Here is a 26,296-nt window from a genome sequence, read left to right on the forward strand (position 1 = left end):
AAACGCAGAAGCCAATCAATTAAGATTGGCTTCTGTGCTGCCCGCAATATAACTCTTTGACCTAATTCTTTGGTAGGTATAACTACAGAAAAAGACTATTTTTTCTCAGCGCGGACTTTATCAACAAGATAATCAACGACTTGAGGAACTTTAGCCCCTTCACCGGTTACTACATACTTACCTTGCACCACAACGGCTGGCACACCAGAGAGCTGATAACGTTTAGCGCCAGCTTGTGAGCGGCCAATTTTAGTACCTACAGCAAATGAGTTGTAAAGGCTATTAAATTTCTTTTGATCAACGCCTTGTGATCCATACCACTTGCTAAGTGACGCTTGATCAAATGGCTGTTTACCCTCTTTATGAACAGCATCAAATAGCGCGTCGTGGGTTTTATCTTCATAACCTAACAGCTGAGCGGCATAAAAGCCGCGCGCACTGGCTTCCCAAACTGGATTCAGTGCCGCTGGGGTTTTAAAGAATGCCACATCTTTATCTTTGGTCTTAGCCCATTTCTCCATATGCGGGTTTAGAGAATAGCAATGCGGACAGCCGTACCAGAAAAACTCGCGGACAATAATAGCGTCACCGCTGATGTTCTCTGGGTTATCGAGTACGCGGTAGTCTTGACCGGCAACGTAATCAGCAGCTTGCGCGCCCATATTAGCAAGCCCAATAGCAACTGCCAGACCAGTCAGAGTAATAACACGTTTCATACTTTTTCCTTCAAGGAGTTTAAGATTTTAAATAATAAACCATATAGCGTTAAATGGGATGAGGCTATAATAACGCAAAACAACCACTTTTGTGAATCTCATTCTTAATCAAAAGTTGTAAATCTGTGAGACATTATTTAGAGGATATTGCTCTTAATCACGTAGATAATAGCGTTATTCACAATCGGTCACGATGTCCTTACGACAAAATAGTCGCTCTCATGCTAACATTAAGATCATAATAGTGTACAACATATAATGACCACAAAGGAAAAAGCCATGAGCTTATCTGCACCTGCTACTAATACGCAGACTAATGATAATTTTGATACTGATACTGCTGATACCATAACGTCAACCAATGTTGATCCAAGCGAGGTCGACAAGTTCAATAAGCTGGCGGGCGAGTGGTGGGATAACAATGGTGCTTTTGCAACCTTGCACGAGATCAATCCGCTACGCCTTAACTGGATAGAAGAGAATGTAAAGCGCGGCTATTTAAGTGCCCATGCCGATAAAACCGCAGCAAGTGGCTTGGCTGATAAAAATATCCTCGATGTTGGCTGCGGCGGCGGTATATTGTCAGAGTCAATGGCACGCCGAGGTGCAGATGTGACGGGTATTGATTTAGGAGCAGAAAACCTAAAAGCAGCTACTGTCCATGCCAAGCAAAGCGGACTTGAGCATACCTTGCGTTATCAACATATTCCCGTAGAAAATCTAGCAAAATCTCATGCTGGTCAATTCGATGTCGTGACTTGTATGGAGATGCTTGAGCATGTGCCTGATCCTAGTGCGATTGTACAAGCCTGTTTTGATCTACTAGCGCCAGGTGGGGTGTGCGTATTATCCACCATCAATCGTAACCCCAAGTCTTATCTCTTCGCCATTATCGGCGCTGAATACGTCCTGCGTCTGCTTGATCGCGGTACTCATGATTATGCCAAATTTATTACCCCAGCAGAGCTTGATAAAATGGCTGTCAACGCAGGTTTTAATCGTCAAGACATCATTGGCCTGCACTATAATCCTATCACCAAGCGCTACTGGCTGGCACAAAATGTCGATGTCAATTATATGATGGCCGTGCAAAAACCACTAGCTTGAATCAGTCTTAGATGATTTTTTGAACTTTTTAAATGTAGCGGTTACCAGTAGTGGCTATCGCGCTAATAAAGCGCTGACGGAGACTATTTTTTATAATAAAACGAGAACCTCTCCTATGACTAACTTTGTAAAAGCAGTTTTGTTTGACCTTGACGGCACGCTGATTGATACTGCGGCTGATTTTGTACGTATTATTGGCAAAATGAGTAGTGAGCATGGTTGGCAAGTACCAAGCGATGCTGACATACGTGAACAGGTTTCAGCAGGAGCCTCGGCAATGGTAGAGCTGTTGCTACGCCATAATGGACAGTCAGCGGCCAGCGAGAAAGAACTGCTTGATTTTCGTCAGCAGTTTTTGGATGAGTATGACGCCGATATTTATGTTGATAGCGTGTTGTTTAATGGTCTTGAAAAGATTCTAAGCACACTTGAGCAAAATCAGGTGCCATGGGGCATAGTGACTAATAAACCGCGCTACCTGACTGAAAAGCTACTCAAAGCCATGCAGTTAGATGAGCGCTGTTCGGTACTGGTTTGTCCTGAGGATGTTGCACGGACTAAGCCTGATCCTGAATCCATGTACTTGGCTTTAGAGAAGCTGGGTATACCGCGCGGCGGTTCAGCGTGTGTACTTTATGTCGGTGATCATATTCGCGACATTGAAGCAGGTAATGCTGCTGGTATGACTACTATTTTGGCTGCTTATGGTTATATTGCTGTTGCTGAAAAAAAGAAGCTAAAAAAATGGGGTGCCAATTATATTGTTGAGACGCCCGAACAGCTAGAAAAACTAATGTTATCTTCAGGTAAGTTTGAATACTTATAACTGAATAAACTCAATCTATAGATGTTAGTAACGATAAGCTGTTATTAAACCTAGTCATTAATCTAAAGCGATGAGCTATGCTATGAGTACCAATCTAGACACCAACTTAACGTCCAACACTCCTTTATCTCACGATGCCATACGTCATTTTGTAGCACCCGAGGAGTGTCTACAAGGCAAGACTATTTTGGTCACCGGAGCCAGCGCTGGTATTGGCCGAGTCGCTGCTCTAACTTACGCCCGTTACGGCGCTACGGTGCTATTGCTGAGCCGAAACATTAGTAAGCTTGAAGCGGTCTATGATGAGATCGAAAATTCAGGCGGTAAACAACCAGCGATATTACCGATGGATCTAGAGACGGCCACTTATGATGAGATGCGCAGATTAGCAGAGCTGATTGATACAGAATTTGGGCAGTTAGATGGCGTTTTGCATAACGCTGGTATTCTTGGACAATTGACGCCCCTTGAGATGTACGATGTTGATCTCTTTGCCAAAGTTATGTACGTCAACGCGACAGCCACTTTTATGCTCACCCAAGCTTTGTTGCCGCTACTTAAAGAGAGTGATAACGGCTCCATCGTTTTCACGTCCAGCACTGTAGGCACCCATCCGCGAGCATTCTGGGGTGCTTATGCACTCTCAAAGCAAACGCTGGAGGGCATGAGTGATATCTTTACCCAAGAAACCCAAAATACCACTAACTTGCGCTTTAATTGTATCAATCCGGGCGGTACTCGCACCAATATGCGTGCTCATGCTTTTCCGGGTGAGAATCCTATGACCCTAAAAACGCCCGAGGATATTATGTCAGGTTATGTATGTCTGATGAGTGATGCCAGTATCGGTGTGCGCGGACAAGTGGTGGCTTTGCAGCCGAAGGATTAGTAGGTTTTTTGATATAGACCGTCGGTTTTTAGGCGATATGTACCTATTGAAATTAGACTCCTTAACCCCATCTATTTGTTCTTAAAGACTTTTATTTTATAAAAATGACATAATAACAGATAAGAAGGATAGGATTATGGCGGGTGGATGGTCAAGAGATGGCGCTGAACATGAGCAGATGGATGCAACCGTTAATGATGCTTTGGATCGCGTACGTAGTGCTATACCCAAAGGCGAAAGTAGCGAGTACTGTGATGAATGCGGTGAGCCTATTCCAGAAGCACGCCGCGTAGCACTACCAGGCGTACAGCACTGCGTTGGTTGTCAGACCGAGCTTGAGCAAACAGCAAAAGCCGCTGAGCTGTTTAATCGCCGCGGCAGCAAAGACAGTCAATTGCGCTAGCAGACTATGAGTTTTGTTAAATAATAGCTATGAGATTGATAAACAAAAAGCTCTGATACCGGTATCAGAGCTTTTTGTTTGCGTAATAAACGAAAGTACTAAATTTAAAACGATTACTCAGCAGATTCAGTGGCTTCTTCAGGCTCAGCCTCATCGGGAACAAAGACGTAGCCGACACCCCAAACCGTTTGAATATAACGCGCTTGTGATGGATTGTCCTCAATCAAACGGCGTAAGCGTGAAACCTGTACATCGATAGAGCGTTCCATCGCGCCCCATTCGCGGCCACGCGCTAGGTTCATAAGCTTGTCGCGAGTCAAAGGCTCGCGTGGATGTTGTACCAGCGCTTTTAGCACTGAGAACTCCCCTGTGGTCAAGGTCACCACATTGCCATCACGCTTCAAAGTACGCGTCGATAAATCCAGCGTCCATGGCCCAAATTCTACCACCTCTAACTGATAACTTGGTGCACCTGGCAACTCACGGTTTTGGCGACGCAGTACCGCTTTGATACGAGCTAGTAGCTCTTTTGGGTTAAAAGGCTTGGGCAGATAATCATCGGCGCCTGCTTCAAGACCGGCAATACGGTCAGCGTCGCCACCTTTGGCCGTTAGCATAATAATGGGGATATCACCATTGTCCTCTCGCAGGCGCTTACAGATACTAATACCATCCTCACCGGGCAACATCAAATCGAGCACCACCAAAGAAAACAACTCGCGCTGCATCAACTTATCCATTTGACTGCCATCATGAGCAGTACGGACAACGAAACCATCATCTTCTAAAAAGCGCTGTAGCAATGAGCGCAGTCGTGCGTCGTCATCGACGACTAAAATACGTTGAGTCATAGTATCGGGGCTTTTACTATCCGTCATATCAAAATCCTTTAATAAACATTGTTATTGTCAGAAGCGTTTTAATTATTTATAAGCTCATTTATCTACTAGTAATGTTATTGACAGCCATATAATTGTATCGTTTAAACGAAATCCTCATTCCTCTAAAATTCAAATGATTTGGCATTTATACTTTGACTACTTTAGTGTATAAGATTGTACAGCCAATTGCACCACTCATAGCGTAAATGCTGTATGCGTTTGTTTAATAATACTAGAGAACAGATAATAGCGCTAAATTTATAGGGTAAAAACGAGAATTTAAACCATTAACCCCATAATTTATGCCGCAGAGACCAGAAAAAGCTGTGAAAATATAAAAAGGATTTTTATTCATGCAGCTTTTGCTATAATGCAAAACTACATTTCTCAACGATTGATATGGATATGAGTAGCACTGATACCTTAACGTCATCACAAGCCCCAGCAAACACGCAGAGCTTGGATGCAACCACACACGCGAATATTCACGACAAACTTGCTCGCGCGCTTGGCATTAAGACTGCTCAAGTCGATGCGTTTGTTAAACTTTTCGATGAAGGAGCGACGGTTCCGTTTATCGCGCGATACCGTAAAGAGAAGACCCAAAACCTTGATGATGCTCAGCTCAGGGCACTAGAGAAGTCGCTCAATTATGAGCGTGACATGGCAACGCGTCGCCTCAAAATAACTGAGCTGCTGCGTACACAAGGCAATCTAAACGATGAGCTGCAAGCGCGTATCGACAATGCTACCTCTAAGCTTGAGCTTGAAGATATCTATCTGCCTTATCGTCCGCGCCGCCGCTCACCTGCGGCTAAAGCTCGTGCCGCAGGTTTGGACGCGCCCGCGCAAGCGTTACTAACGCAAGAGATCACGCCAATGGAGGCGCTAGGCGATTATCAAGTACCTGCCAGCGTCACTGATGATAGTGGTAATGAGATCGACGTTGACTTTAGTGATATCGATAAGCAGCTCGCTGGCGTGCAAGCTATTATCATTGATGAATGGACGCAAGCACTGGATCTACTCGACAGCGTGCGCAGTGGTTTTGCCAAAACCGCCAGCATTGTATCGACAGTAGCTAGCGATGAGAAACGCGAAGTTGGTGAGAAGTTTAAAGACTACTTTGAGCATAGCGAGAGCTTGGCACGTCTGCCCAATCATCGTCTGCTGGCAATGCTGCGTGGTCGTCAAGAAAACGTCTTGGGTCTCAAAATCGAAGGTGAAGATACGCCGTTTATTGATAAAATTATCAAACACTTTGACGTTGATAGCAAAACGCCCGAGGCGCGGCGCGAATTTTTAGTAGAGGCGGCGACAAGTCTTTGGAAAGACAAATGGCGTCCACACATTGAGCATCGTCTGCTAACTGAAAAACGTTTAGCCGCTGAGGCTGACGCTATTGAGGTTTTTGCTAATAATTTACAGCATCTGCTGATGGCGGCTCCTGCGGGGCGCAAAATTATCTTGGGTGTCGATCCTGGTATTCGTCATGGGGTCAAAATGGCAGTTATTGATGCTCAAGGTCAGGTCATAAAAGATAATGACGATAAACCAGTCATCGCCACAGTCTATCCTTTTGCACCCGATAATAAAATGGCTGAGGCCAAAACCGTTATTGATGAGTTATTAAGTACTTACAACGTTGATTTGGTGGCTATCGGTAACGGGACTGCTAGCCGCGAAACCGATGCGATGATTAAAGAGATCCTAGCAGCCAACGACGATCTGAAAGCTAAAGCCGTTATCGTCAACGAAGCAGGAGCATCCGTTTATTCAGCAAGTGAGCTTGCTAGTGATGAGCTTGCTGATTTAGATGTATCCGTACGCGGTGCGGTTTCTATTGCTCGCCGCTTGCAAGATCCGTTGTCGGAGCTGGTGAAAGTAGATCCAAAAGCGATCGGCGTAGGTCAATACCAGCACGATGTCAATCAAAACCAGCTAGCGGATAGTTTGGATAAAGTCACTCAAGATAGCGTCAACGCCGTTGGTGTCGATGTCAATACGGCAAGCCCAGCAATTTTAACGCATATCGCTGGTCTTAATAGCAATGTTGCCCAGCAAATTGTCAACTATCGCCGCGAACATGGTGCGTTTGATAACCGCGAGGCACTAAAAGATGTCCCACGTTTGGGCGCCAAGACTTTTGAGCAAGCGGCAGGATTTTTACGTATTCATGATGGTAGTAATCCTCTTGATGCCACCGGTGTTCATCCCGAGAGTTATGCGCTAGTCAATAACTTATTGGCACAGACCGGTAAAGCGCTGCCGGAGATTATCGGTAACGATAGCGTACTTAATAGCATTGATACTGATAAGCTTGCCGCCAACGATGATAATATCAGCGTCAGTGCGATTGTTGAAGAGCTGGCAAAGCCTGCTCGTGATCCGCGTCCTAAGTTTAAAACAGCTAACTTCCGTGATGATGTTAATAGCATCAAAGATCTGACTGAAGGTATGCAGCTAGAGGGCGTGGTAACTAATGTGACCGCCTTTGGTTGTTTCGTTGATGTTGGCGTGCATCAAGATGGCTTGGTACATATCTCGCAGATGGCTAACGACTTTGTCGCCGATCCTATGAACCGTGTCAAACCCGGTGACATTGTCTCGGTACGTGTCATCTCCATCGATGAGCAACGTGGTCGCATCGGTTTTAGTATGAAACCTGAGAAAGATAAGCCAGTACGTACTACCAATAAAACGACTACAGCTAATACTGGTTCTAGTAGTACTGATGATAAGCCAAGTCGGTCTTATAACCGTCCAACATCTGATGGTGACAAGCGCCGCTCTCCATCACGTAGCAAACGCCCTGATAGTAGATCCAATTCTAATAAAGGCGCTACTAAGCAAGGCGCTACTGACAATCGTAACCATACGCAAAAGCCTAGCAAACCAGAGGCTCCTAGTAAGATTGGTACTTTGGGCGCATTGTTACAAGAAGCTGGCGTGACTAAAGGTAAAAAATAAACCAGCTATTTTTCACAATATAAAAAGGCAGCCATCAGGCTGCCTTTTTATATTGCTTGCTACATTCTTATATTAAGGTAAGTTGGTTAACGTACGCTAACCACACGAACCTCACTAACTTCAACCTCTCCTGGTTGAGTCGCCAGCAATTCACCACGACTATCTGCCTCTTTTTCTTGTAAAGTGATAGGCACTGCGGTAGTACGTTCATCAGCAGGCGTCACGTTACTATCAAAATCTTCGCCAGCAAGCAGACGCTGAGGGTTAGCGTTGCTATTTTGACTCAGTAGTGGATCCGAGGTTGCCATATCCGTAGCCAAGGCTTCTTGCTCTTCTATTTCAACTTCACCTGGCTGCGTAGCTAATAGCTCACCGCTGGGGCCTTCAATCTCCTCTTGTAAGGTATTAGGAGCAGAGGTAACGCGCTCATCAGCGGGCTCAATATAGCCTGTATTAGCAGAATCTTCTGACATCATGTTAGGATCTTGCATCATGTTGGGATCCTGCATCATGTTGGGATCTTGCATCATGTTGGGATCTTGCACCATGTTGGGATCCTGCATCATGTTGGGATCTTGCATCATGTTGGGATCTTGCATCATGTTAGGATCTTGCATCATGTTAGGATCTTGCATCATGTTAGGATCCTGCGTTTCTTCAGGATAAGTTTCGACAACCATCTCATTGGTCTCAACTTCACCTGGCTGGGTGGCAAGTAGCTCGCCATCAGGTCCTTCTATCTCAGCTTGCAAGGTGTTGTTAACAGGGGCCGCGCCCATATCTGCTGGCGTGATATTATCTGTATCAAGAGGTGCGGCTATAGCTAAGCTTGGCATAACCAAAGCCGTGCCTATAATGAATGATAAAGTGCGAATTTGCATCAGTCTATTCCTTAGTCATAACGTTATTGATCCGTTCAAAGCGCTCTTAAACTTATCTCTTTTTACCTTATTCTTTCTTACAACTCATCGTTAGCAAGTGGCTCTTCTGGCTCTATCGGCATAGTATTGTAGTCAACATCGGTAGGTTCTGTTACAGCTGGGTCTATCTCGCTACTATCTTGCTGATTAAGAGCTTCATTTTGAGCGTCTGGACTTACTTCTTCAGGATAAGTTTCAACTACTGTTTCATCAGTTACCACTTCACCCGGTTGGGTAGCTAGTAGTTCACCATCAGGGCCTTCAACTTCAGCTTGTAGGGTATTGTCAGCCGTAGCAGTACTTGTATCTGCTGGGGTAGTCTCCTCGTAGCCTGTTAAATCAGCCATGGCAAGGGTTGGCACTACCAGAGCTGTACTAAGAAGTAGAGATAAAGATAAAGTATTACGTTTCATGGGGTCATTCCTTGGGTCAAAAATTTAATTAATTAGATTGAAGCTTTGTTTTTAAAGCTTTTATTAAAAGTTGTCGTCAGCAAGTGGTGCTTCAGGCTCTACTGGTGCCGCATAGTCGGTATTAGCAGGAGTAGTTACTGGTGGATAGGCTTCGACGTTGCTTTGTTGACTAAGCTCTTCGTCAAAACCTTGTTGATTCATAGAGTTTTGATTCATGGTGCCCTGATTTAAAGTACCTTGATCCAGAGTACTATTTTCAGTAATCGTTTCAGTTGCATAGCCATTATCAATATTAGGTTGGGTAGTAAGGATCTCACCACTGCCTGGTTGTAGGCTTCCTTCGGCAGGCAAAGTATCAGACGTAGTACCTACCTCTACTGCCGCACGGCTATAGTCAGTTGAATCGGCCATTGCCAGTGTTGGAACGACAAGAGCGGAGCTAAGCAGTAGTGATAAAGATAGAGTATTGAGTTTCATGGGTACATCCTTTAAAAGTATTCGTAATAGTTAAGTTTAATAATAATTTAGACTATTAACGCTAAACTTAACTATTGTCAGCACATTCAGTATACTTAACATATGTTGTTAATTTAGTTAATATATAAATGCAAAATAAAATCATGGCAGCCCATAAAGTAGCTATCATGATTGGTTTAAATTAAGACTGCGACTGTCATCTAAATTAGTCGCTATACCTCAGACACAAAAATACCAGCTCTAGGGCTGGTATTTCAGTAGTAAACTCATTAAAGGTCTAACAGCTTGATGTATTCATGTGACGTTATGAAAGTGCTGTGTCTATAGCTCTAAAACAGCAACTATCTACAGATCAGCGGTCACTTATCCATTATGGAGTGTTTATTCTACAATAATAAATTCGCCAGTATTTGGATCTACCATGCGCTGCGGTGCATCGTTGTTAGGCACCTGAAACACTGGGAATGTTTGACCAATCTCGGTATTTTCAAGTACTTCAGCATCCGCCTCTTGACCAATAACAACGTTACGCTGATTACGATTTTCAATAGCTATAGCAGTACCTGCTTCTGTCTCAACACGGTTAATTTGGTCTTGCGGTGCGATGATGACTTCTTTAACAACATATTGAGAAGGGCGAATAACACGCTTGGTCTCAATAACTACAGGCTCAACAATGCGCGCTTCTTCTATAGCGACCTGTGCTTCTGGCGCTTTTGCTTCACTAATAACAGGCGTTGGAAAATGATCGCCAAAATGGTTATCACACTGCTGCATAGTCAAACGTACCGGATTACCGCTACTATCCATATAAACGTTGACTGGCATATCAGCTGCAAAAGGAACGTACTTACCTACTAACGTACCTGAAACACCATAACGACCATTTGATTGACCAACACCTAAGTCGCAAGCACCAGCTTGATAATCTGCTGTACGTAGACTTTGATTATTGACCACGCTTTGAGGAATCATGACTTCAGACAAACGCATTTTCTCAACGCTTACTTCGCCTGCACGGGGCTTTGGGTTTTGATAAGTATAAGGGGTATAAAATTTAGCAGAACCATCTTTGACCGCAGCCACGCATTCATCATAGCTATCATAACCAACGTTACCATGGCTATCGGTTACCATAGCCGCATTAGCAGAGCTTGCAAACATAGCAAGACCTGAGGTTACTACTGCTGCCGTTAATATATTCAATTTCATAATAGACTCCTTTTGACGATTATTTAATTAATGCTGATAGGTTGTTTTTAAAGTTAAAACTGTTATGAATATCAATGGAAAAATAAATCCTCTAAATGTCAAAGTGAAAATTTCTACGAAAACCTCAGGTAGATAAAAGAACTTTGGATTCCCATAACTGTTTTATTTGAGCGTCACAATAGTCACAATGTGATAACTTTACTAAGGGTACGCGATATAATTAGTTATCGCTGTGTCTTTGAATTAACAAAGTGTATTGTTATGTGCTTAAATATCAAAAATAAGCGCTACCGTTTACCTAAAAAATACGTTATTAGCGTTTATTAACATTAATCGACCTGATTTTTGAGAGGTAGCCATTTTTTAACATACTTCCCTCATCCGTAAGTTTCGGACAATAAAAAGCCGCGACTTATCTTATAAGTCACGGTTTTTGCTTTTATAAATAGTTATATAGTAGGTAATTATGAACTATGAAAGATAAATATAGTCGACTTTAGTCTTTAGCGCTCACCACCTCAAAGCTAAGACCGGAGTGAGTCTCTAAGCGCTGCAATAGATGTTCGCCCATAGCAGAGGCTGGCGTCCAAAAACCGCCTTCAACGTCTTCTTTGGTGATATCTTGGGCTAAACACAGCGCTGATTGCGCCAGCATACGCGACGTACTGCCATAGCCAGGATCTTTATCACCCGTGACTTTAGTATTGATAGTGTCGCCATTAGGCGTTTTGCCAAAGAAGCGGATATCGAAGTAGCCGTTTTCTTGCTCAGATTTAGAAGGGCCTTCACCCGCTTTGGTTAAAACGTGTTCAGATAAAAACTCCCGGCTGGTCTTAAAGGTCATCGCTGTGGCAAAGCCAAGCAAACCTGCACTCATACCAAAGCTCATCAGCTGACCTTTTAGCCCATCTTTCATCCACATGGCTTCATCGTACTTAAAGTTGCGACCATATTCGTAACCCAATAGCTGGTTGCTACGGTGCACGACGCGAGTATTGATGCTTGCCATAACAAAAGGTGCAAGCCAGCGCTTGTGCTCATCGTCATACTCAGGTTTGCTCACATTATCTTGACGCACGCTAGGCGCATCGTCATCATCGTTGAGCAGATAGGGATTGGCCAACTGCTTGCGGCGCGCTTTGTCTTGACCTACCTCTTCAAATATAGTGGCCATCGAAGCTATAGTACCGCCCGATAAACCGCCTTTGGCAGCTTTTACGCGCATGTTTATAACTTCACATGCTTCGTCAAATTGGTCTTCAGCTTGCTGCTGAGTGAAGTAAACCCCTAGATCTGAAGGAATAGAGTCAAAACCACACGAGTTGACAATACGGGCGCCGCTATTTTTAGCGGTATCTTGGTACTTATCTAGCATGTCTTTGATAAAGATAGCTTCACCGGTGAGATCGACATAGTCTGTACCATTTTCGGCACAAGATTTGATCAGGGGTTCTCCATATTTAAGGTAAGGACCAACGGTTGAGATAATAACTTGGGCTTGTTTGGTCATCTCATCAAGACTAGCAGGGTCATTACTATTAGCGACAATAATATCAACTTTAGCTTTATTATCCGCTGAGTCTTTTTTCTGCGTGTCACTTAGCTCACGCTGTAATTTGTCTAATTTGTCTTGATCACGTCCAGCGATTGCCCAAGTGACTGTTTTATTTTGATCTGTCCCATTTTGCTGATTATCACGTGACAAAAACTGTGATAAATAATGAGCAGTAATCTGACCTACAAAGCTGGTTGCACCATATAAAACAACGGCATAAGAGCGGTCTTGATTGTTTGAGTTGTCCGTATCGTTATTCATAGCTGTTTCCTTAATTTATAATTGATTGGTTTATAATTGAATAGTTTCACTTGCAGTGAAATGATTATAGGCGCTAACATTATATAGTTTTTATAATCCTACAAACTATATATTAGAGTGCATGTAATACTGATATAAAGAACAATGTACCATTCAAATTTGCTATAAATAAAGGTACAAAACTACAAAGGTTACATAATATAGCGAGACGGTTACTAATATGAACATTTGTATGTTCTAAAAGTTGTTATGATTAAGTCATCAGCAACTAACCTATATCGTTTAATGCTTTGTAAGTTAGTTATTATATAAGTTGAATGCAGTCACTATTGAAAGGTTTCAATAATAAATATCCATAATAATATTCAACGCATAAGTGCTAATAAGTATTGAGATGTTGGCGATTTAGGTTTTACTTAAGTTTTTTATAGTTTCGTCATCGTTCAATTGAGGAGAATAACTATGTTTCGTTGGGCTATTATTTTTGCAGTTATCGCATTGCTGGCAAGTTTGTTAGGGTTTGGCGGCGTAGCGGGTTTATCTGCTAACTTGGCTTACATTTTCTTAGCAGTAGCTGTTATTTTATTTATCGTAGCTTTTGTTAGCCGTAAAATGTAGTTGCCAAATAGCAACTAAGTACGTAAAAGATCTAAAAACCAAAAAAACGTCCTTTTAAAAGGACGTTTTTTTATTGATACGTTGACATTGATAATAAGACTAAATAGCTATTCTAGAATTATTAAAACCGTTTTGGTTGAATGATATACTCTAAGCGTTTCGCCAATCGAATATCATGACTAGTGATACCGCCAGTATCATGAGTGGTCAAACGCACCTCTACTACATTATAGATATTGCGCCATTCAGGATGATGTTCCAGCGCTTCTGCATAAAAAGCTGCCTGATTCATAAAGCTCATAGCTTCAATAAAATCGCTAAAGTGATAGGTCTTAATGATACTATCACCATCGCGCTGCCAGCCAGCAAGGTCTTCTAGCTGCATATCAATTTGTTCATTAGATAAACTACTCATATTAATATCCCTTATTTTATTATTATACAATTGTCATCAGGACGTAAAAACTACTTACCGCTTATACTTTATTATATATCGATTTTTAAATACAAAGCTAGGTAAGTTCAAATAGTGAGTATGCAGAGCGTCACTGCTTAATAGTTATATCCTCATAATAGAAGATAATAGGTTGCATGTTTATAAAATAGTTTATAAGCACATGATAAGTTTGATCTCCATCATACTCTTTATCCTACAAGGTCTTTATAATCTGGATGCTTATTGATGTAAGACGCTACAAATGAGCATTGGGGTACGACTTTTTTGTCATGAGCACGTGCATAATCTAAGGCGTGTTCAACCAGTGCTGAGCCCACACCGCGACCTCCCAATGCTTGCGGGACGATAGTGTGGTCATAGACTAAAGTATCACCGCGCTCTTGATAGCTGATATAGCCGGTTTGACCATCAATAGTGGTCTCAAAACGCTTGGCTGACTCATCATGACGGATATCAAGATCTTTATTGTCGGTTTGGTTGCTCATAAAAACTCCATAGTTAGGTAAGATTATTTAATTATTAACTTTTCGTAGGTTTTGCTGACCATGCATAGAACCAAGCATCGCGTACCACCTCAGGAAGATAGCTTTTGATGCCGCTTACCGGCGTCGTCATTCTCTGTTCTTTTTTACCTATAGGTATACTATCAGCATCACAGAGGGACTGTATCTGCTCGTAAGCTTGCAATTCATCGGCATTGGGCTTGCTAAAGTGATAAATACGTTTGAGCACTTGTTTAAACTGTATCCCAAAGTTACCTGTATTATAGGATAGATCATACTTTTGGCATATCTTTTTTACTTGCGGCGCAATACGACCATAGTGATTGGCTGGCATATCAGGGAAGATATGATGTTCAATCTGATGCGATAGGTTACCCGTGAGAAGGTGAAATAATTTGCTGCCCTCTATATTACTAGAGCCGAGGATCTGGCGTACATACCAGTCGCCCTTGGTCTCACTATCATCAAGATGAGTATAAATGTGTGCCTGCTCAGTAAGATGCCCACAAAAGATCACCGCCCATGTCCATAAATTGCGCGCAATATTGGCGGTAATATTACCACTCAATGTAGTTAGCGCACTACGGCGACCTAGTACTATTCCTGCAATTATGGGTAGTACCGCATAGTCTTTACCCACCTGACGGACGATTTTGGCAAACAGAGCACGAGATTTTTGTTGTAGTAGCGGGTGCCTGTCCGCTGACTGTGCATACTCATCTACGCTGATTTGAATATCGTGAAAGGCGACGGCCCATTCAAAGCCCAAGGCTAACACCATGGTTTTAAATGGATTATAGCGATCGCTTGGTATCCACGCCTGCTCATCGGTTACTCGAATCAAATGGTAACCGACGTCGTGGTCACGGCCGACGATATTGGTAAAAGTATGATGCAAATAGTTGTGTGAGTGCTGCCACAAGGGCGCAGGACACACGATATCCCAATCAAAACTTCGACTGTTTAGATGCGGATGCTGCATCCAGTCATATTGACCATGCATAACATTGTGCCCAAGCTCCATATTATTCAATATTTTGCTAAAGCTGAGCAGGCCAGTACCCACTAGCCAAGCGCCGAGTTGGTAACGCTTTGATGATAAACGACCAGCGCTAGCCAATATTCCGCGAGCTACAAGCTCGCTATAAACCACGGTCGCATAGACACGTTTGATATAGCGCGCATCGGTAGCGCCCAATGAATTCATAACATCTTGATATAAGGTATTTAACTCATCGGCTAAGGCTTCGGTTTGTACCTTTGATAGCGGCGCGCCAGATAGAGTAGGATAATGTGCAGGCTGACCTTTTTCAGCTTGTTGTTTGTGATCTACATTACTATTGTCACTGCTATCAGATAGGTACGCAACATAACCTTGATCTGCTAATGCGTCGCTCTGCAATGGTGGCTGCGGGTTTAAAGCCAAGATAGGTACCGCAGAGTTGGCAGTAAATAGTGGGGGTAATAAGCGCATAAATTATCCTTTACCGAGCCAGCCTGATTGATGCACAAAATCAATGCAACTATATAAGTAGGATCGGTTTGTAAAGCATATAGGTTTTGGCACAGTAAACAACAAATCACGCATTCATTTATTACTTATCTTGCTAAATACGGTTTTTATTATGCCTATTGGAAAAAAGTTAGTTCTAATAACGGTTATACATCCAGCACCACATCGCTTATAGCCATGTTGATACAAGTTTGAATCGATTCAAAGCCGTCGCTACTGACTTTACCTGATTGTACGTTTTTGACTACGCCGCTGACTTTATTACAGCGGCACATCTGACAAATACCTTGGCGGCACCCATAAGCCATACGTATACCTGCCTGTTCAGCTGCATTTAATATCGTGTTATCACTATTAAACTTTTGCTGGCGCATGCGCAGATAAACCGTATGTATCTCAGCGTTACTCTTTATATCATTTGTATCAAAAGCAGATAAAACGCTACCGAAATGCTCTACCACAATGTTATCACGCAAATCATAACCATTCGTCAGCGCTACTTTACTAGCAGCATCATACAAACTTGCCAACAATGTCTGCGAACCGCAAGCAAAAATCTGTGTCTCGGCTAGAGGCAACTTTAATGCCAGTAGGCTTTGCGCCGTTAAATGACGAGTATTCGCTAAGTAAGTATTGGAGTCGTGCGTATCAATGAGATAGTAAGTGAAAGCAGGATAATTAGCAGCTAAATCTTGCCAGCAATCCTCCAATATAGAGCCGCGGTTATAGTGCAATAAAGTGACTTGCCGCCCATCTGCTAGGGCCTGAGTCACTAATCCTAACATCGGTGTAATACCACTACCACCTGCGATACATAATAAAGGCGCTGGTTTTGCTAGCGATGATTTAGCAGCCAAAATCCGCGATTGTAAAACAAAATTACCACTAGGTCTGCTAGTACCAAAGACACTACCTATGGGCGCAAGCTTCGTTAAATAGTTTGAGACTAGGCCTTGCGGCTTAAGAGCAATGGTCAGGGTATGGCGTTTGGACGATTTACTAGTGTCCCACCATAAAGGCTGATAGGGCATACCTACTAATGAGTAACTACGCTGATGATAAATACCGTCTATTGGCACACTTAGATTCAGGTGTTGCCCGCCTTGCCAGCCCTCTTTTTTTAATATTTGCTGCTCAAAAGCGCGATTGACCTCAAATTGTAAAGCAACTAGCTCGTCACTAAGCGCATACCTAGCAAGCAGTCGCAGTTTTGGTGTCGTCAACGACCAAAACGGAAGCATGCGCGCGCCCAAAAAATCAATAAACACGCTTTGAATAATCTCAGGCTGATAGCCGGATGTCATACCCTTAGTACCTTGTTATAAAAAGCGCTATTAGCATAATCAATAGTTAGCGCTGATTACTATAATTATTAAAGCTTTGAATCAATAAAACTTTGAATTAATAAAGCTTTGGACGCTGTAAAATAGCGCTCATAGCCTCTTTTATGGTGATTTAGCCAGAGCTTTACAACCACTATTGTTCGAGTTTGTCACAAAGAGAGGGTAATTAGTGATAAAAGGGTCAAAACGCTTGCAAAAGCTGTCTCTCAGGTTGCAGGGCGCGTGCCACAATGCGATAATAAGCCACCATCCATATCTTAATTTTAAAGCGCAGCAAAGGTGTTCATATAAATAGTCGTGACATGCATTTGCTGAGCTCTCTTATATAGCCAATCTAATTTAATTCTAAAGCAAAAGTCGCATGCAAAAGTACAGTCGGTACTAAGCTAAATACTCAGCTAAGTACAGGTAGTACTATAAGCAAGAGTGATGGTGCTAGAGTTTAAGAGCGTTTGGTTATACAGTCTATCGGAGTGTTAATGGCTCAATATATCTACACGATGAACAACGTATCAAAACTTGTTCCGCCTAAACGTGAAATTCTAAAAAATATTAATTTATCCTTTTTCCCTGGTGCAAAAATTGGGGTATTGGGCATTAATGGTTCAGGTAAATCAACTTTGCTGCGCATAATGGCGGGCGTTGATACCGAATTTAGCGGTGAAGCCCGGGCGCAGCCTGGTACCAAAATCGGTTATTTGCCGCAAGAACCACAGCTTGATGACAGCAAAGATGTGCGCGGTAATGTTGAAGATGGCATGCGTGAAGCGTTAGATGCGCTGGCACGTCTAGATCAGATTTATAGCGACTACGCTGATCCTGACGCCGACTTTGATAAGCTTGCCGAAGAACAAGGCAAGATGGAAAACATCATTCAAACGTGGGACGCGCACAACTTAGAGCCGCAGTTAGAAAAAGCGGCCGATGCTTTGCGTCTGCCGCCATGGGATGCTGACGTCAGCAAATTATCAGGTGGTGAGAAACGCCGCGTAGCCTTATGCCGTCTACTACTATCGCGCCCTGATATGCTGCTACTTGATGAGCCGACCAACCATTTGGACGCCGAATCGGTGGCATGGCTTGAGCAGTTTTTGCAAAACTACAGCGGTACTATCGTGGCTATTACCCATGATAGATATTTCTTAGACAATGTGGCTCAGTGGATCTTGGAGCTGGATCGCGGTCATGGCTATCCGTATGAAGGCAACTATACTGAGTGGCTTGAGCAAAAGAACACGCGTCTAGAGCAGCAGCAAAAGCAAGAAGAGTCTTTTGCTAAAGCGCTGAAAAAAGAGCTTGAGTGGATTCGTAAAAACCAAAAGGGCCAGCAAACCAAATCCAAATCTCGCGTACAGCGCTTTGAAGAGCTGAACTCAAAAGAGTTCCAGCAGCGTAATGAGACCTCAGAGATTTATATTCCACCAGGCCCACGTTTAGGTAATAAAGTTATCGAAGTCAACGATATCTCCAAATCCTTTGGCGATCGTCTGCTTTATGAAAACTTAAGTTTTAATGTACCAGCAGGCGCTATCGTTGGTATTATCGGTCCAAATGGCGCGGGTAAAACCACGCTATTTAATATGATTACCGAACGCGATACGCCAGATACTGGTTCTGTAGAGCTTGGCGAGAGCGTCAGCGTGGCCTACGTCGGTCAGGTACGTGATAATCTCGACGACAATAAAACGGTCTGGGAGGAGGTTTCGGACGGCTTAGATATTATTACTGTTGGTGACTATACCACCCCAAGCCGCGCTTATATTGGTCGCTTTAACTTTAAAGGCTCAGACCAGCAAAAGCGCGTTGGACAACTATCCGGCGGTGAGCGTAACCGTCTACAACTGGCGAAGACTTTAAAGCAAGGCGCAAACGTTTTATTACTCGATGAGCCCTCAAACGATTTGGACATCGAAACCTTGCGCGCGCTTGAAGATGCGATTCAGGTTTTCCCGGGTACGGTAATGGTAGTCTCACATGATCGCTGGTTCCTTGACCGGATTGCTACGCACATTCTTGCCTTTGAAGAAGAAGGTCCGATCTGGTTTGATGGTAACTATTCTGAATTTGAAACCTATCGCAAAAAGACCATGGGCGCAGATGCTGGCCCCAAGCGCATGAAATATAAGAAAATTACTAGCTAGGTTTGTTTTTCTTGTTCAGTGCTATAAAAAGACCGCTAATTAATTAGCGGTCTTTTTTTGTGTCATTTATTATGGAAAATATGATTCACTAAAAACAAGGTTAATACGCCAACTATGCGTCTATTGATTAAGCATTATACAGCGCTTGTTTTTTAGCCAGTAGCGCTTGTTTTTCAGCGGGAGTTAAATATTGAATCTTAAAGTTCATCATGGCTAATAAAATGGCAAGTAAGGGGGTGGCGTAATTGAAAACTGCATAAGGGGCGTACTCAAAGGCGCTGACGCCGAGCATTGAGAAGGCAAAGACCCCGCAAGTATTCCAAGGTATCAATACGGAGGTGACCGTACCACCATCCTCTAGGGCGCGCGAAAGGTTTTTGCTATGGAGACCCTTGTCTTTAAACGCCTCTACATACATACGTCCCGGCAGCAGGATAGAGATGTATTGCTCGGAGGCAGTAGCGTTGGTCAAAAACGCTGAAGCTAGCGTTGCCACAATAAGACTCTTAGCGCTTTTGGCTAAGCGCAAAATCTGGGTCACTATAGAGCGCAGCATACCGGTCTGCTCCATGATACCGCCAAAGCTCATAGCGACGATGGTTAGGGATACGGTAAACATCATGGCATCGATACCGCCGCGATTAAATAAGGTATCAATCATCTCGTTACCGCTTTCTATCGCATAACCGTTGTTGAGCGTATCTAAAGCGACGCCAATATCGCCGCCCTGAATAAATACGTGGCACAACCAACCGAGAATAATACCAGCGGTTAAAGCGGGCAGTGCTGGTACCTTTTTGGCAACCAATACCACAACAAGAACGGGTACCAAAAGCAGCCATGGCGAGATGACAAAGTTAGCTTCAATCACCGTTAAGATATCGCTGATTCTTCCGGTATCAACGTTTGAGCCATCAAAACCTCGACCTAAATAAAAATACACGCCTAGCGCCAAAAGCATAGCGGGCAAGGTGGTGACCATCATATAGCGAATATGCTCGAACAAATCAGTATCAGTAATACCAGCCGCTAAGTTGGTGGTATCTGATAAAGGCGACATCTTATCGCCAAAATAAGCGCCAGAGATGATAGCGCCTGCGGTCATAGCGGATGGGATACCAATGGAGATACCAATGCCGATGCCTGCTACGCCGATAGTGCCTAGGGTTGACCAAGAACTGCCTACCGCTAAGGTAACCACCGCACAAATGATGCAAATAGTCGCCAAAAACAGGGGTGGCGAGATGATCTCAAGCCCATAGTAAATCATAGTAGCGATGATACCGCCGCCGATCCAAGAGCCAATGACCAACCCGATCATGATAATAATAACTACCGCAGGTAATGCCAGCTTGATGCCGACATAAATGCCCTCCTCGATAGTCTTCCAGGTATAACCGTGCAAAGAAGCTACGATAGCTGCGATAATGGCACCAACGATTAAAGGGACGTGCGGCGCAATCTCATACACGCTAATGGCAACCGCCATAAAACTAATCATAATAATGACGGGCAAGATCGCGTAACGAAAAGGTATAGCTGTGTCAGGTTTTGGCTCTGTATTGATTATTTTATCTTCCATGATAGTTATTCTCCTACCGTCTAATGGATCTTATGCAGCTTCTCAGCTTACTTTATGCTTTTTATCAGAAGCTGACTAGATTAATTTTTTAAGGCGTGCAAACTGGTTCTTATAGAAAAATACTGAAACAAGAGAAAATTAATTAAAACGTTGACTGCTAAAAGGACTGGCATCTATGATTAAAGGCTTATCATAGATCATCTCTTCTATAAGACGACCGGTAATAGGACCTAGAGTAAAACCTTGATGACCATGACCAAAGGCGAACCATAACTTATCGTGCTTTGAAGCCGGTCCAATGATTGGCTTCATATCTGGCAAGCAAGGTCTGGCTCCTGCCCAAGGTTCTGACTCAATAGCGCTCTCAAGTGGCAAGACTTGTCTGGCATAGCTAAGTACTGCTTCTAATTGCGCAAAGTTTTTGGGTGCGTCCAGTAGCGACATCTCAGCGCCCGTCGTGATTCTAATGCCTTGCTCCATAGCACCCATGACAAAGCCTTTGTCCACATCACACAAACTATGATTGATGGTGTTTTTGTCTGTCAGCGCAAAATGCTGGTGATAGCCGCGCATAGGGAATAGAGGTATATCGTAGCCCAAAGGCGCTATAAGCTGGGCAGACCAAGGTCCTGCAGCAATAACCACCTGCTTGCATAAATAAGTGTCGTCATCGGTAATGACTTGCCAGCCATCCTCAATTGGCAACAGCTCTTTGACGGTTGCTTGTTTGGTACGGCCTTGCATCTGCTCAAAGCTACGTGCATAAGCTTTGACTAGCTTGCTTGGGTTACTAACCTGCCAGGAGCTTTTCCAGTGTATTCCGCCGACATAATCGGCAAAGTCAACGTTTGGTTCTAGCGCCTGCAATTCAGGTACGGATAGGATTTGATACTCTATGCCTTCATCAGTCATTTTTTGTGTAAGGGCGACCGCTTCATTAAATTTAGTCTGATTACGATAAATATCAATCCAGCCCGCTTTAGAGACCAAATTATCAGCATCGGCTGCTTTCATCATAATGCTGTGTTCACTGGTGCTATGTTCGATGAGCGTTGACCACTGTTTTTCAATAGCGCCAACTTTATTCTGACTAGAATGCATCCAGTATTGCATCAAAGGACGTAGATATCGAAACATAGCCGACCAGCGATACCGGATATCGGTACTATTATTAGGCAGTACGCGCATAACCTCGCTAAGTTGCCGCGGAAAAGGGGTGACGTGAATGGCTTCTCTTTGGATCAATCCAGCATTACCATAAGAGGTTTCTTCTCCTGGCAGTTTTTTGTCCAGCATCAAAACCTGAGAACCGCTTTTTTGTAGATGCCAAGCGATGGATGTGCCCACCATACCTGAGCCCACCACAATAACGTCATAATGCATATTGATACCCTCTATTGCAAACAAGCCAATACTACAGTGTATAAATGAGTTTGCTCAAATATTGTGACAAAAGCAAAATGATTATAATAACTGCTTTTAAAAACCAAGGCTAAATTTACTTTGTTTTAATATATAAAAAAAGCAAACTGCTCACAGTTTGCTTTTTAGTGATAGATAGACAATAAGCAAATTGTCTTAATAACTAGTAGCTGTTAGCGCTTAAGACCAAATTTACGCTGCTTTTTGTTGCTAATCTCAGTAATAGCATAAGTAATCTCTTCTTCACTAAGATGCGCCACTTGCTGCAAAATTTGCATCATATCAGGATTGAGAACGTATTTAGCGTACTGCGCAATATCATCGATACGCTGATCAAAGGTGAGAATTCCCGTTTCATTATCCTTTTGAAGATAGTCAAGCCGGATAAGGGCGGTCACAAAACTGGTAAATAACGCTCGATCAAAAAAGTCTGGAATATCATCGGCATAAAGTACAGATAGACGCTGGCCTAGCAGATGACATAGATCAACCACTTCATCCTCAGTCAGATTGCCTGAACCTTGCTGCGAGAGCAGGGCAAGGGTCATAAAGTAACGCTCAAGACTTTGACCCACGGGCGCTGCTAACACCTCTAACTGTTGGTATTCATTGCTGTTGGCTTCTGGAACGCTCAACAGGCCATCACTTAGCTCAACGATAATGCCATGAGCCATCATGTTTTCGATCTTTTGATCGAGGGTTTCGGTCAAACCGTGAGCAGGATAGTATAAAAATAGCTCGCTTTGTAAAAAGGGGTAGAGCTGCTTGACGATATCATCTAAACGGCTACGCTCGATACGGCTATTACGAGCCACCAAGGCTGCCAAGAACGATAATAAGATAAAGACATGTAAGATATTATTGCGAAAGTAGCTCAGTAACGGCGCTTGTCTACCAGCGACTTGGATGATATCACCCAAAATATGCGGTATGCGTTCAATAAGCTTGAGCTTGATACCGTAATCAATAATTTGCTGCGGGCTCATATCAGTGATAATAGTATCATCAGCATAAGGCAGCTCGCGGGCAAGGCCTTGATAAAGGGCGATTTGTTCACGGCAGATGTCTTCATCGAGAGCCGCTTTGGGCGCTGATAAGAGTACCAAGGATAATAATGAGACCGGATTAATCACAGCAGCTTTATTGATATGCTGCATAATCTTGACACCAATATTATCAACCATGGCGCTGGCTTTTTCATCAAGTGGAGTATCAGTGCGATGAGCAGGCAAGCTATCAGCTGGCACATCGAATTTTTGCATAAAATCGCTAAGATATAGCGGTGTACCAAAGCTTAGGTGCACGGTACCAAAAATGCGTTCTATTTTGCGTCCAGCTTTAAGTAGGCCAATGATCGATTCTGACTCTTTAGGTTTGCCTTTGAGCTCACCAATATAAGTGCCGCCTTCCATAATGCGCTCGTAACCAATAAAGGTGGGGATGAAGACGACGGGTTTATTGCTTTGACGCAGCTGGCTATGCACCGTCATCGCCAGCATGCCCATTTTTGGCGGTAACAAACGGCCAGTACGTGAGCGCCCACCCTCAATAAAGTACTCAATCGGCGTATTGCGCGTAATTAAGGTGTGCATATATTCGCGTAATACTGCCGTATATAGCGCATTACCACGAAAGCTTCTGCGAATAAAAAAAGCCACAGCCCCGCGTAGTAAGGGTCCTAACAAAGGCACATCTAGGTTATCTCCAGCAGCGACGTACGGAATGCTCAAACCGCGTTTATAGATAACATAAGATAATAGCAAATAATCGACATGACTGCGGTGACAAGGCGCGTAGATGATTTCGTGATCCGTTGCCAGCTCGCGTACGCGCTCAAAATGATGAACCTTAACTCCATCATAAAGCTGCGTCCACAGCCACGTCAAAAACCGATCAAAAACGCGGATAATAGGATGTGAATAATCATTAACCATCTCATTGGCATAACCTCTAGCCAGTTTCCGTGCTTCTTTTACGGCTATGCCCTTTGTTTTGGCCTCTATCTCTATCGCGTGCTTAATGGCTGGCGAATAGATGAGTTTATCAACTAAGTTGCGGCGATCGGATAAATCAGGGCCGAGCATGCTGGCGCGCTGTTTATCAAGATAAGTATTCAACTGAGTTTGTAAGTCGCGTACCAGTTCTCGATTGGCATCTACTGAGGCAACTAACGCAGCATGCTCAGTGCTGGGCTGGCTTGACTGGTCTACATAAGTATTTGCAGAGTCTGTTTGGCCATCTATTCCCTCACTGTTTAGGTTGTTGTAAATGATGGTACGTAAATCCTGCGGTGTATGAAATTGCACGAAGGTATCACGTCCCATAACGCCAATATTGAAGAGCTGTTTGGTGATACTTGGATCTTCCCAGTTATCCGTCATCAGCAGCTTAAACAAAGAATCTTCTTTTTCAGGAGCACGTCCCCAAAGGATCGTCACTGGTATCAGGCGAATATTTAAATTAGGATATTGCAAGCTGGCCGCTACCAAGCGTGATAGACGCGGCGACAGTTGATGATCTTTTGCTCTTGGATGATGCAAAAACACAATAGCTGCATTCTCATTGATACCCTGAGAGCTATCTTTTAAACCTACCAAAGCTGGCGGTAAGTTATGCTCTTGAGTCTGCAGGTCAATTAAGATACTGTTGGAGCGTGAGTAATCTTGCAGTACATAAAAGGTTAGCGTTTGGTCATCACTATCAATCTGTGGCAGCTCGCCAAGCAGCTTAGCTTTGACTGCCAAATCAAGCGTTTGTCCCGAGATTTTACGGTAGAGCTGATTGATTGAAGTGTTAGATACGCTGGCATAATGCGGTGCTAGCGACTGGCGCTTGGACGTTGATTCATTAACGTCAGTAGGGGCAGCTGACGTCTTAGCAATCCGTTTTTTCAAAAGCTTGTTTTTTAGGAAACTGGGTATCATAATCAGGAGTCAGGTTTTATAAAATATAGTGTGCTTATGATGCCATAAAAGTACATAAAGCGATATATAGTGTCGCCATCTCTTCTTAATATATTATAAGATTTGGCGGATAGTCGCTTGTGATAGACCTATCAAAATAAAGACGAAAAACTATTTACAGAAGAACTATTATTACGCATTAATTACTAGTTTAAAGTGAGGGCTGATGACTCCTGCTATTGAGCTTGCCAAAGCGCTTGATCTTGATTATCAAGTACACGAATTTACTCACGATAGCAGTGCCCAATCTTTTGGGTTAGAAGCTGCTGAAAAGCTTGGGCTACCAGCTGCGCAAGTTTTTAAAACTTTAATCGTTGAGACTGATACAAGGGCACTAGCGATGGCAATCTTGCCCGTTGATACTACCTTGAATCTCAAAAAAATGGCCAAAGCTTTAAATTGCAAAAGGACAAAAATGGCTGATCCTAAACAGGTGCAGCGTAGTACCGGTTATGTGCTGGGCGGCGTCAGTCCATTAGGACAAAAAAAGCGCTTAATGGCGATTATGGATAGCAGAGCCCAAAACCAGACTACGATATATGTGAGCGGCGGTCGGCGCGGACTTGATCTTGAGCTACCACCGATACAATTGGCTACAACGCTTAATGCAAGTTTTGCCGATATCGCTGATAATTAGTAGTATGCTCTTGGCTTGTCGTTTATTACTCTAATTCAAAATAAATCAGTTACCAGATTATCTAGCTAAGGAGGCATTTTATGCCGCATCTTACTTTGCAAGCGACGCCAAATGTCAGCATACCTCACGAAGAATCTTTACTCAAAGCACTCAATCAAGCGCTTTGGCGTAGCGGTCACTTCAATAAAGCGACAGATATCAAAGCGCGTATCATACCTATCGACACCTTTTTAGTCGGTATTGAAGATGATGAGCAAGAGTATGGTTTTATTTACGTGCATCTAAAGCTGATGATAGGTCGTGACATTGTAGCTCGCAACCAATTGGCAGAAATATTAGTCAAAGCTATAGAAGATCAGCTCATTGATGAGCAATCAGAACGTACCTCTTTACAGATTTGTGTTGAGGTGGAAGAGATTAGTGATGTTTATCAAAAGAAAATACTGGGTAGTTAAGTATTTTATGTTTTACAAAAAAAGCGCCTAAT

23 protein-coding genes are annotated in these 26,296 nt (G+C 43.3%); 9 read left to right on the forward strand and 14 right to left on the reverse strand.

The annotated features are described in order from the left end of the window. Nucleotides 1–95 precede the first annotated feature (95 nt). A complete protein-coding gene (locus tag ACR63N_RS00885) occupies nucleotides 96–716 on the reverse strand; it encodes a thiol:disulfide interchange protein DsbA/DsbL (protein ID WP_367104963.1) in 621 nt (206 codons plus the stop codon). 279 nt (nucleotides 717–995) lie between these two features. Here ACR63N_RS00885 and ubiG point away from each other — a divergent pair, with 279 nt between their 5' ends. The 4 genes from ubiG (at nucleotide 996) to ACR63N_RS00905 (ending at nucleotide 3,941) form a co-directional block, all read left to right on the forward strand. After that, entirely contained in the window at nucleotides 996–1,823 is an 828-nt protein-coding gene (gene ubiG / locus ACR63N_RS00890) for a bifunctional 2-polyprenyl-6-hydroxyphenol methylase/3-demethylubiquinol 3-O-methyltransferase UbiG (protein WP_367104964.1), read from the forward strand. Between the two features lie 115 nt (nucleotides 1,824–1,938). Next, nucleotides 1,939–2,649: an HAD family hydrolase gene (locus ACR63N_RS00895; RefSeq protein WP_367104991.1), complete on the forward strand. Its 711-nt coding sequence runs from the start codon at nucleotides 1,939–1,941 to the stop codon at nucleotides 2,647–2,649. A gap of 82 nt (nucleotides 2,650–2,731) precedes the next feature. Continuing rightward, nucleotides 2,732–3,538, forward strand: a complete 807-nt coding sequence (locus tag ACR63N_RS00900; protein ID WP_472782333.1) for a YciK family oxidoreductase — start codon at nucleotides 2,732–2,734, stop codon at nucleotides 3,536–3,538. Between the two features lie 136 nt (nucleotides 3,539–3,674). Continuing rightward, the gene (locus ACR63N_RS00905; protein WP_367106746.1) at nucleotides 3,675–3,941 is read left to right on the forward strand and encodes a DksA/TraR family C4-type zinc finger protein; all 267 of its coding nucleotides are present in this window, start codon (nucleotides 3,675–3,677) and stop codon (nucleotides 3,939–3,941) included. 113 nt (nucleotides 3,942–4,054) lie between these two features. On the opposite strand, the gene ompR is transcribed toward ACR63N_RS00905, so the two are convergent. After that, nucleotides 4,055–4,819: an osmolarity response regulator transcription factor OmpR gene (gene ompR, locus ACR63N_RS00910; protein ID WP_367106747.1), complete on the reverse strand. Its 765-nt coding sequence runs from the start codon at nucleotides 4,817–4,819 to the stop codon at nucleotides 4,055–4,057. Between the two features lie 408 nt (nucleotides 4,820–5,227). Here ompR and ACR63N_RS00915 point away from each other — a divergent pair, with 408 nt between their 5' ends. Further along, on the forward strand, nucleotides 5,228–7,792 hold the full coding sequence (locus ACR63N_RS00915; RefSeq protein WP_367106748.1) for a helix-hairpin-helix domain-containing protein: 2,565 nt from the start codon (nucleotides 5,228–5,230) through the stop codon (nucleotides 7,790–7,792). Nucleotides 7,793–7,878: 86 nt separating this feature from the next. On the opposite strand, the gene ACR63N_RS00920 is transcribed toward ACR63N_RS00915, so the two are convergent. The 5 genes from ACR63N_RS00920 to ACR63N_RS00940 form a co-directional block, all read right to left on the reverse strand. Beyond that, the gene (locus tag ACR63N_RS00920) at nucleotides 7,879–8,673 is read right to left on the reverse strand and encodes a hypothetical protein (RefSeq protein ID WP_472782334.1); all 795 of its coding nucleotides are present in this window, start codon (nucleotides 8,671–8,673) and stop codon (nucleotides 7,879–7,881) included. Nucleotides 8,674–8,750: 77 nt separating this feature from the next. Beyond that, nucleotides 8,751–9,125, reverse strand: coding sequence for a hypothetical protein (locus ACR63N_RS00925; protein ID WP_472782335.1), 375 nt, complete (start codon nucleotides 9,123–9,125; stop codon nucleotides 8,751–8,753). Between the two features lie 63 nt (nucleotides 9,126–9,188). Beyond that, a complete protein-coding gene (locus tag ACR63N_RS00930) occupies nucleotides 9,189–9,602 on the reverse strand; it encodes a hypothetical protein (protein WP_367104971.1) in 414 nt (137 codons plus the stop codon). 381 nt (nucleotides 9,603–9,983) lie between these two features. Continuing rightward, the gene (locus ACR63N_RS00935; RefSeq protein ID WP_472782336.1) at nucleotides 9,984–10,814 is read right to left on the reverse strand and encodes a hypothetical protein; all 831 of its coding nucleotides are present in this window, start codon (nucleotides 10,812–10,814) and stop codon (nucleotides 9,984–9,986) included. Between the two features lie 496 nt (nucleotides 10,815–11,310). Continuing rightward, a complete protein-coding gene (locus ACR63N_RS00940) occupies nucleotides 11,311–12,630 on the reverse strand; it encodes a saccharopine dehydrogenase family protein (RefSeq protein ID WP_367106752.1) in 1,320 nt (439 codons plus the stop codon). A 462-nt stretch (nucleotides 12,631–13,092) separates the two neighbouring features. Between ACR63N_RS00940 and ACR63N_RS00945 the strand changes: the two genes are divergently transcribed. Beyond that, on the forward strand, nucleotides 13,093–13,248 hold the full coding sequence (locus ACR63N_RS00945; RefSeq protein WP_021814049.1) for a DUF1328 domain-containing protein: 156 nt from the start codon (nucleotides 13,093–13,095) through the stop codon (nucleotides 13,246–13,248). Nucleotides 13,249–13,369: 121 nt separating this feature from the next. Here ACR63N_RS00945 and ACR63N_RS00950 read toward each other — a convergent pair whose 3' ends face one another. From ACR63N_RS00950 to ACR63N_RS00965, 4 genes are all read right to left on the reverse strand, one after another. Next, nucleotides 13,370–13,663: a 4a-hydroxytetrahydrobiopterin dehydratase gene (locus tag ACR63N_RS00950; protein ID WP_367104974.1), complete on the reverse strand. Its 294-nt coding sequence runs from the start codon at nucleotides 13,661–13,663 to the stop codon at nucleotides 13,370–13,372. Between the two features lie 230 nt (nucleotides 13,664–13,893). Next, the gene (locus tag ACR63N_RS00955) at nucleotides 13,894–14,190 is read right to left on the reverse strand and encodes a GNAT family N-acetyltransferase (protein WP_367104975.1); all 297 of its coding nucleotides are present in this window, start codon (nucleotides 14,188–14,190) and stop codon (nucleotides 13,894–13,896) included. 34 nt (nucleotides 14,191–14,224) lie between these two features. Beyond that, the gene (locus tag ACR63N_RS00960; protein ID WP_367106753.1) at nucleotides 14,225–15,682 is read right to left on the reverse strand and encodes a fatty acid desaturase family protein; all 1,458 of its coding nucleotides are present in this window, start codon (nucleotides 15,680–15,682) and stop codon (nucleotides 14,225–14,227) included. A gap of 185 nt (nucleotides 15,683–15,867) precedes the next feature. Continuing rightward, nucleotides 15,868–17,025 (reverse strand): flavin reductase family protein, encoded by a 1,158-nt coding sequence (locus tag ACR63N_RS00965; protein ID WP_367106754.1) that lies wholly within the window; start codon nucleotides 17,023–17,025, stop codon nucleotides 15,868–15,870. A gap of 518 nt (nucleotides 17,026–17,543) precedes the next feature. Here ACR63N_RS00965 and ettA point away from each other — a divergent pair. After that, complete coding sequence (gene ettA, locus ACR63N_RS00970; RefSeq protein ID WP_367104978.1) at nucleotides 17,544–19,205, forward strand: energy-dependent translational throttle protein EttA; 1,662 nt, start codon at nucleotides 17,544–17,546, stop codon at nucleotides 19,203–19,205. A 127-nt stretch (nucleotides 19,206–19,332) separates the two neighbouring features. Here the strand turns inward: ettA and nhaC are convergent, their stop codons facing one another. The 3 genes from nhaC to plsB form a co-directional block, all read right to left on the reverse strand. After that, a complete protein-coding gene (gene nhaC / locus ACR63N_RS00975; protein WP_367104979.1) occupies nucleotides 19,333–20,787 on the reverse strand; it encodes a Na+/H+ antiporter NhaC in 1,455 nt (484 codons plus the stop codon). A 138-nt stretch (nucleotides 20,788–20,925) separates the two neighbouring features. Further along, nucleotides 20,926–22,170 (reverse strand): NAD(P)/FAD-dependent oxidoreductase, encoded by a 1,245-nt coding sequence (locus tag ACR63N_RS00980; protein WP_367107397.1) that lies wholly within the window; start codon nucleotides 22,168–22,170, stop codon nucleotides 20,926–20,928. A 212-nt stretch (nucleotides 22,171–22,382) separates the two neighbouring features. After that, complete coding sequence (plsB, locus tag ACR63N_RS00985; protein WP_367104981.1) at nucleotides 22,383–25,133, reverse strand: glycerol-3-phosphate 1-O-acyltransferase PlsB; 2,751 nt, start codon at nucleotides 25,131–25,133, stop codon at nucleotides 22,383–22,385. Nucleotides 25,134–25,338: 205 nt separating this feature from the next. On the opposite strand from plsB, the gene ybaK reads away from it, so the two are divergent. Both ybaK and ACR63N_RS00995 read left to right on the forward strand, forming a co-directional pair. Beyond that, on the forward strand, nucleotides 25,339–25,809 hold the full coding sequence (gene ybaK / locus ACR63N_RS00990) for a Cys-tRNA(Pro) deacylase (protein WP_367104992.1): 471 nt from the start codon (nucleotides 25,339–25,341) through the stop codon (nucleotides 25,807–25,809). Between the two features lie 80 nt (nucleotides 25,810–25,889). Then, nucleotides 25,890–26,264 carry a 5-carboxymethyl-2-hydroxymuconate Delta-isomerase gene (locus ACR63N_RS00995; RefSeq protein ID WP_367104993.1) on the forward strand — a complete coding sequence of 125 codons (375 nt, stop codon included), beginning with the start codon at nucleotides 25,890–25,892 and terminating at the stop codon, nucleotides 26,262–26,264. Nucleotides 26,265–26,296: the final 32 nt, after the last annotated feature.

The organism is Psychrobacter sp. M4, assembly GCF_055699795.1.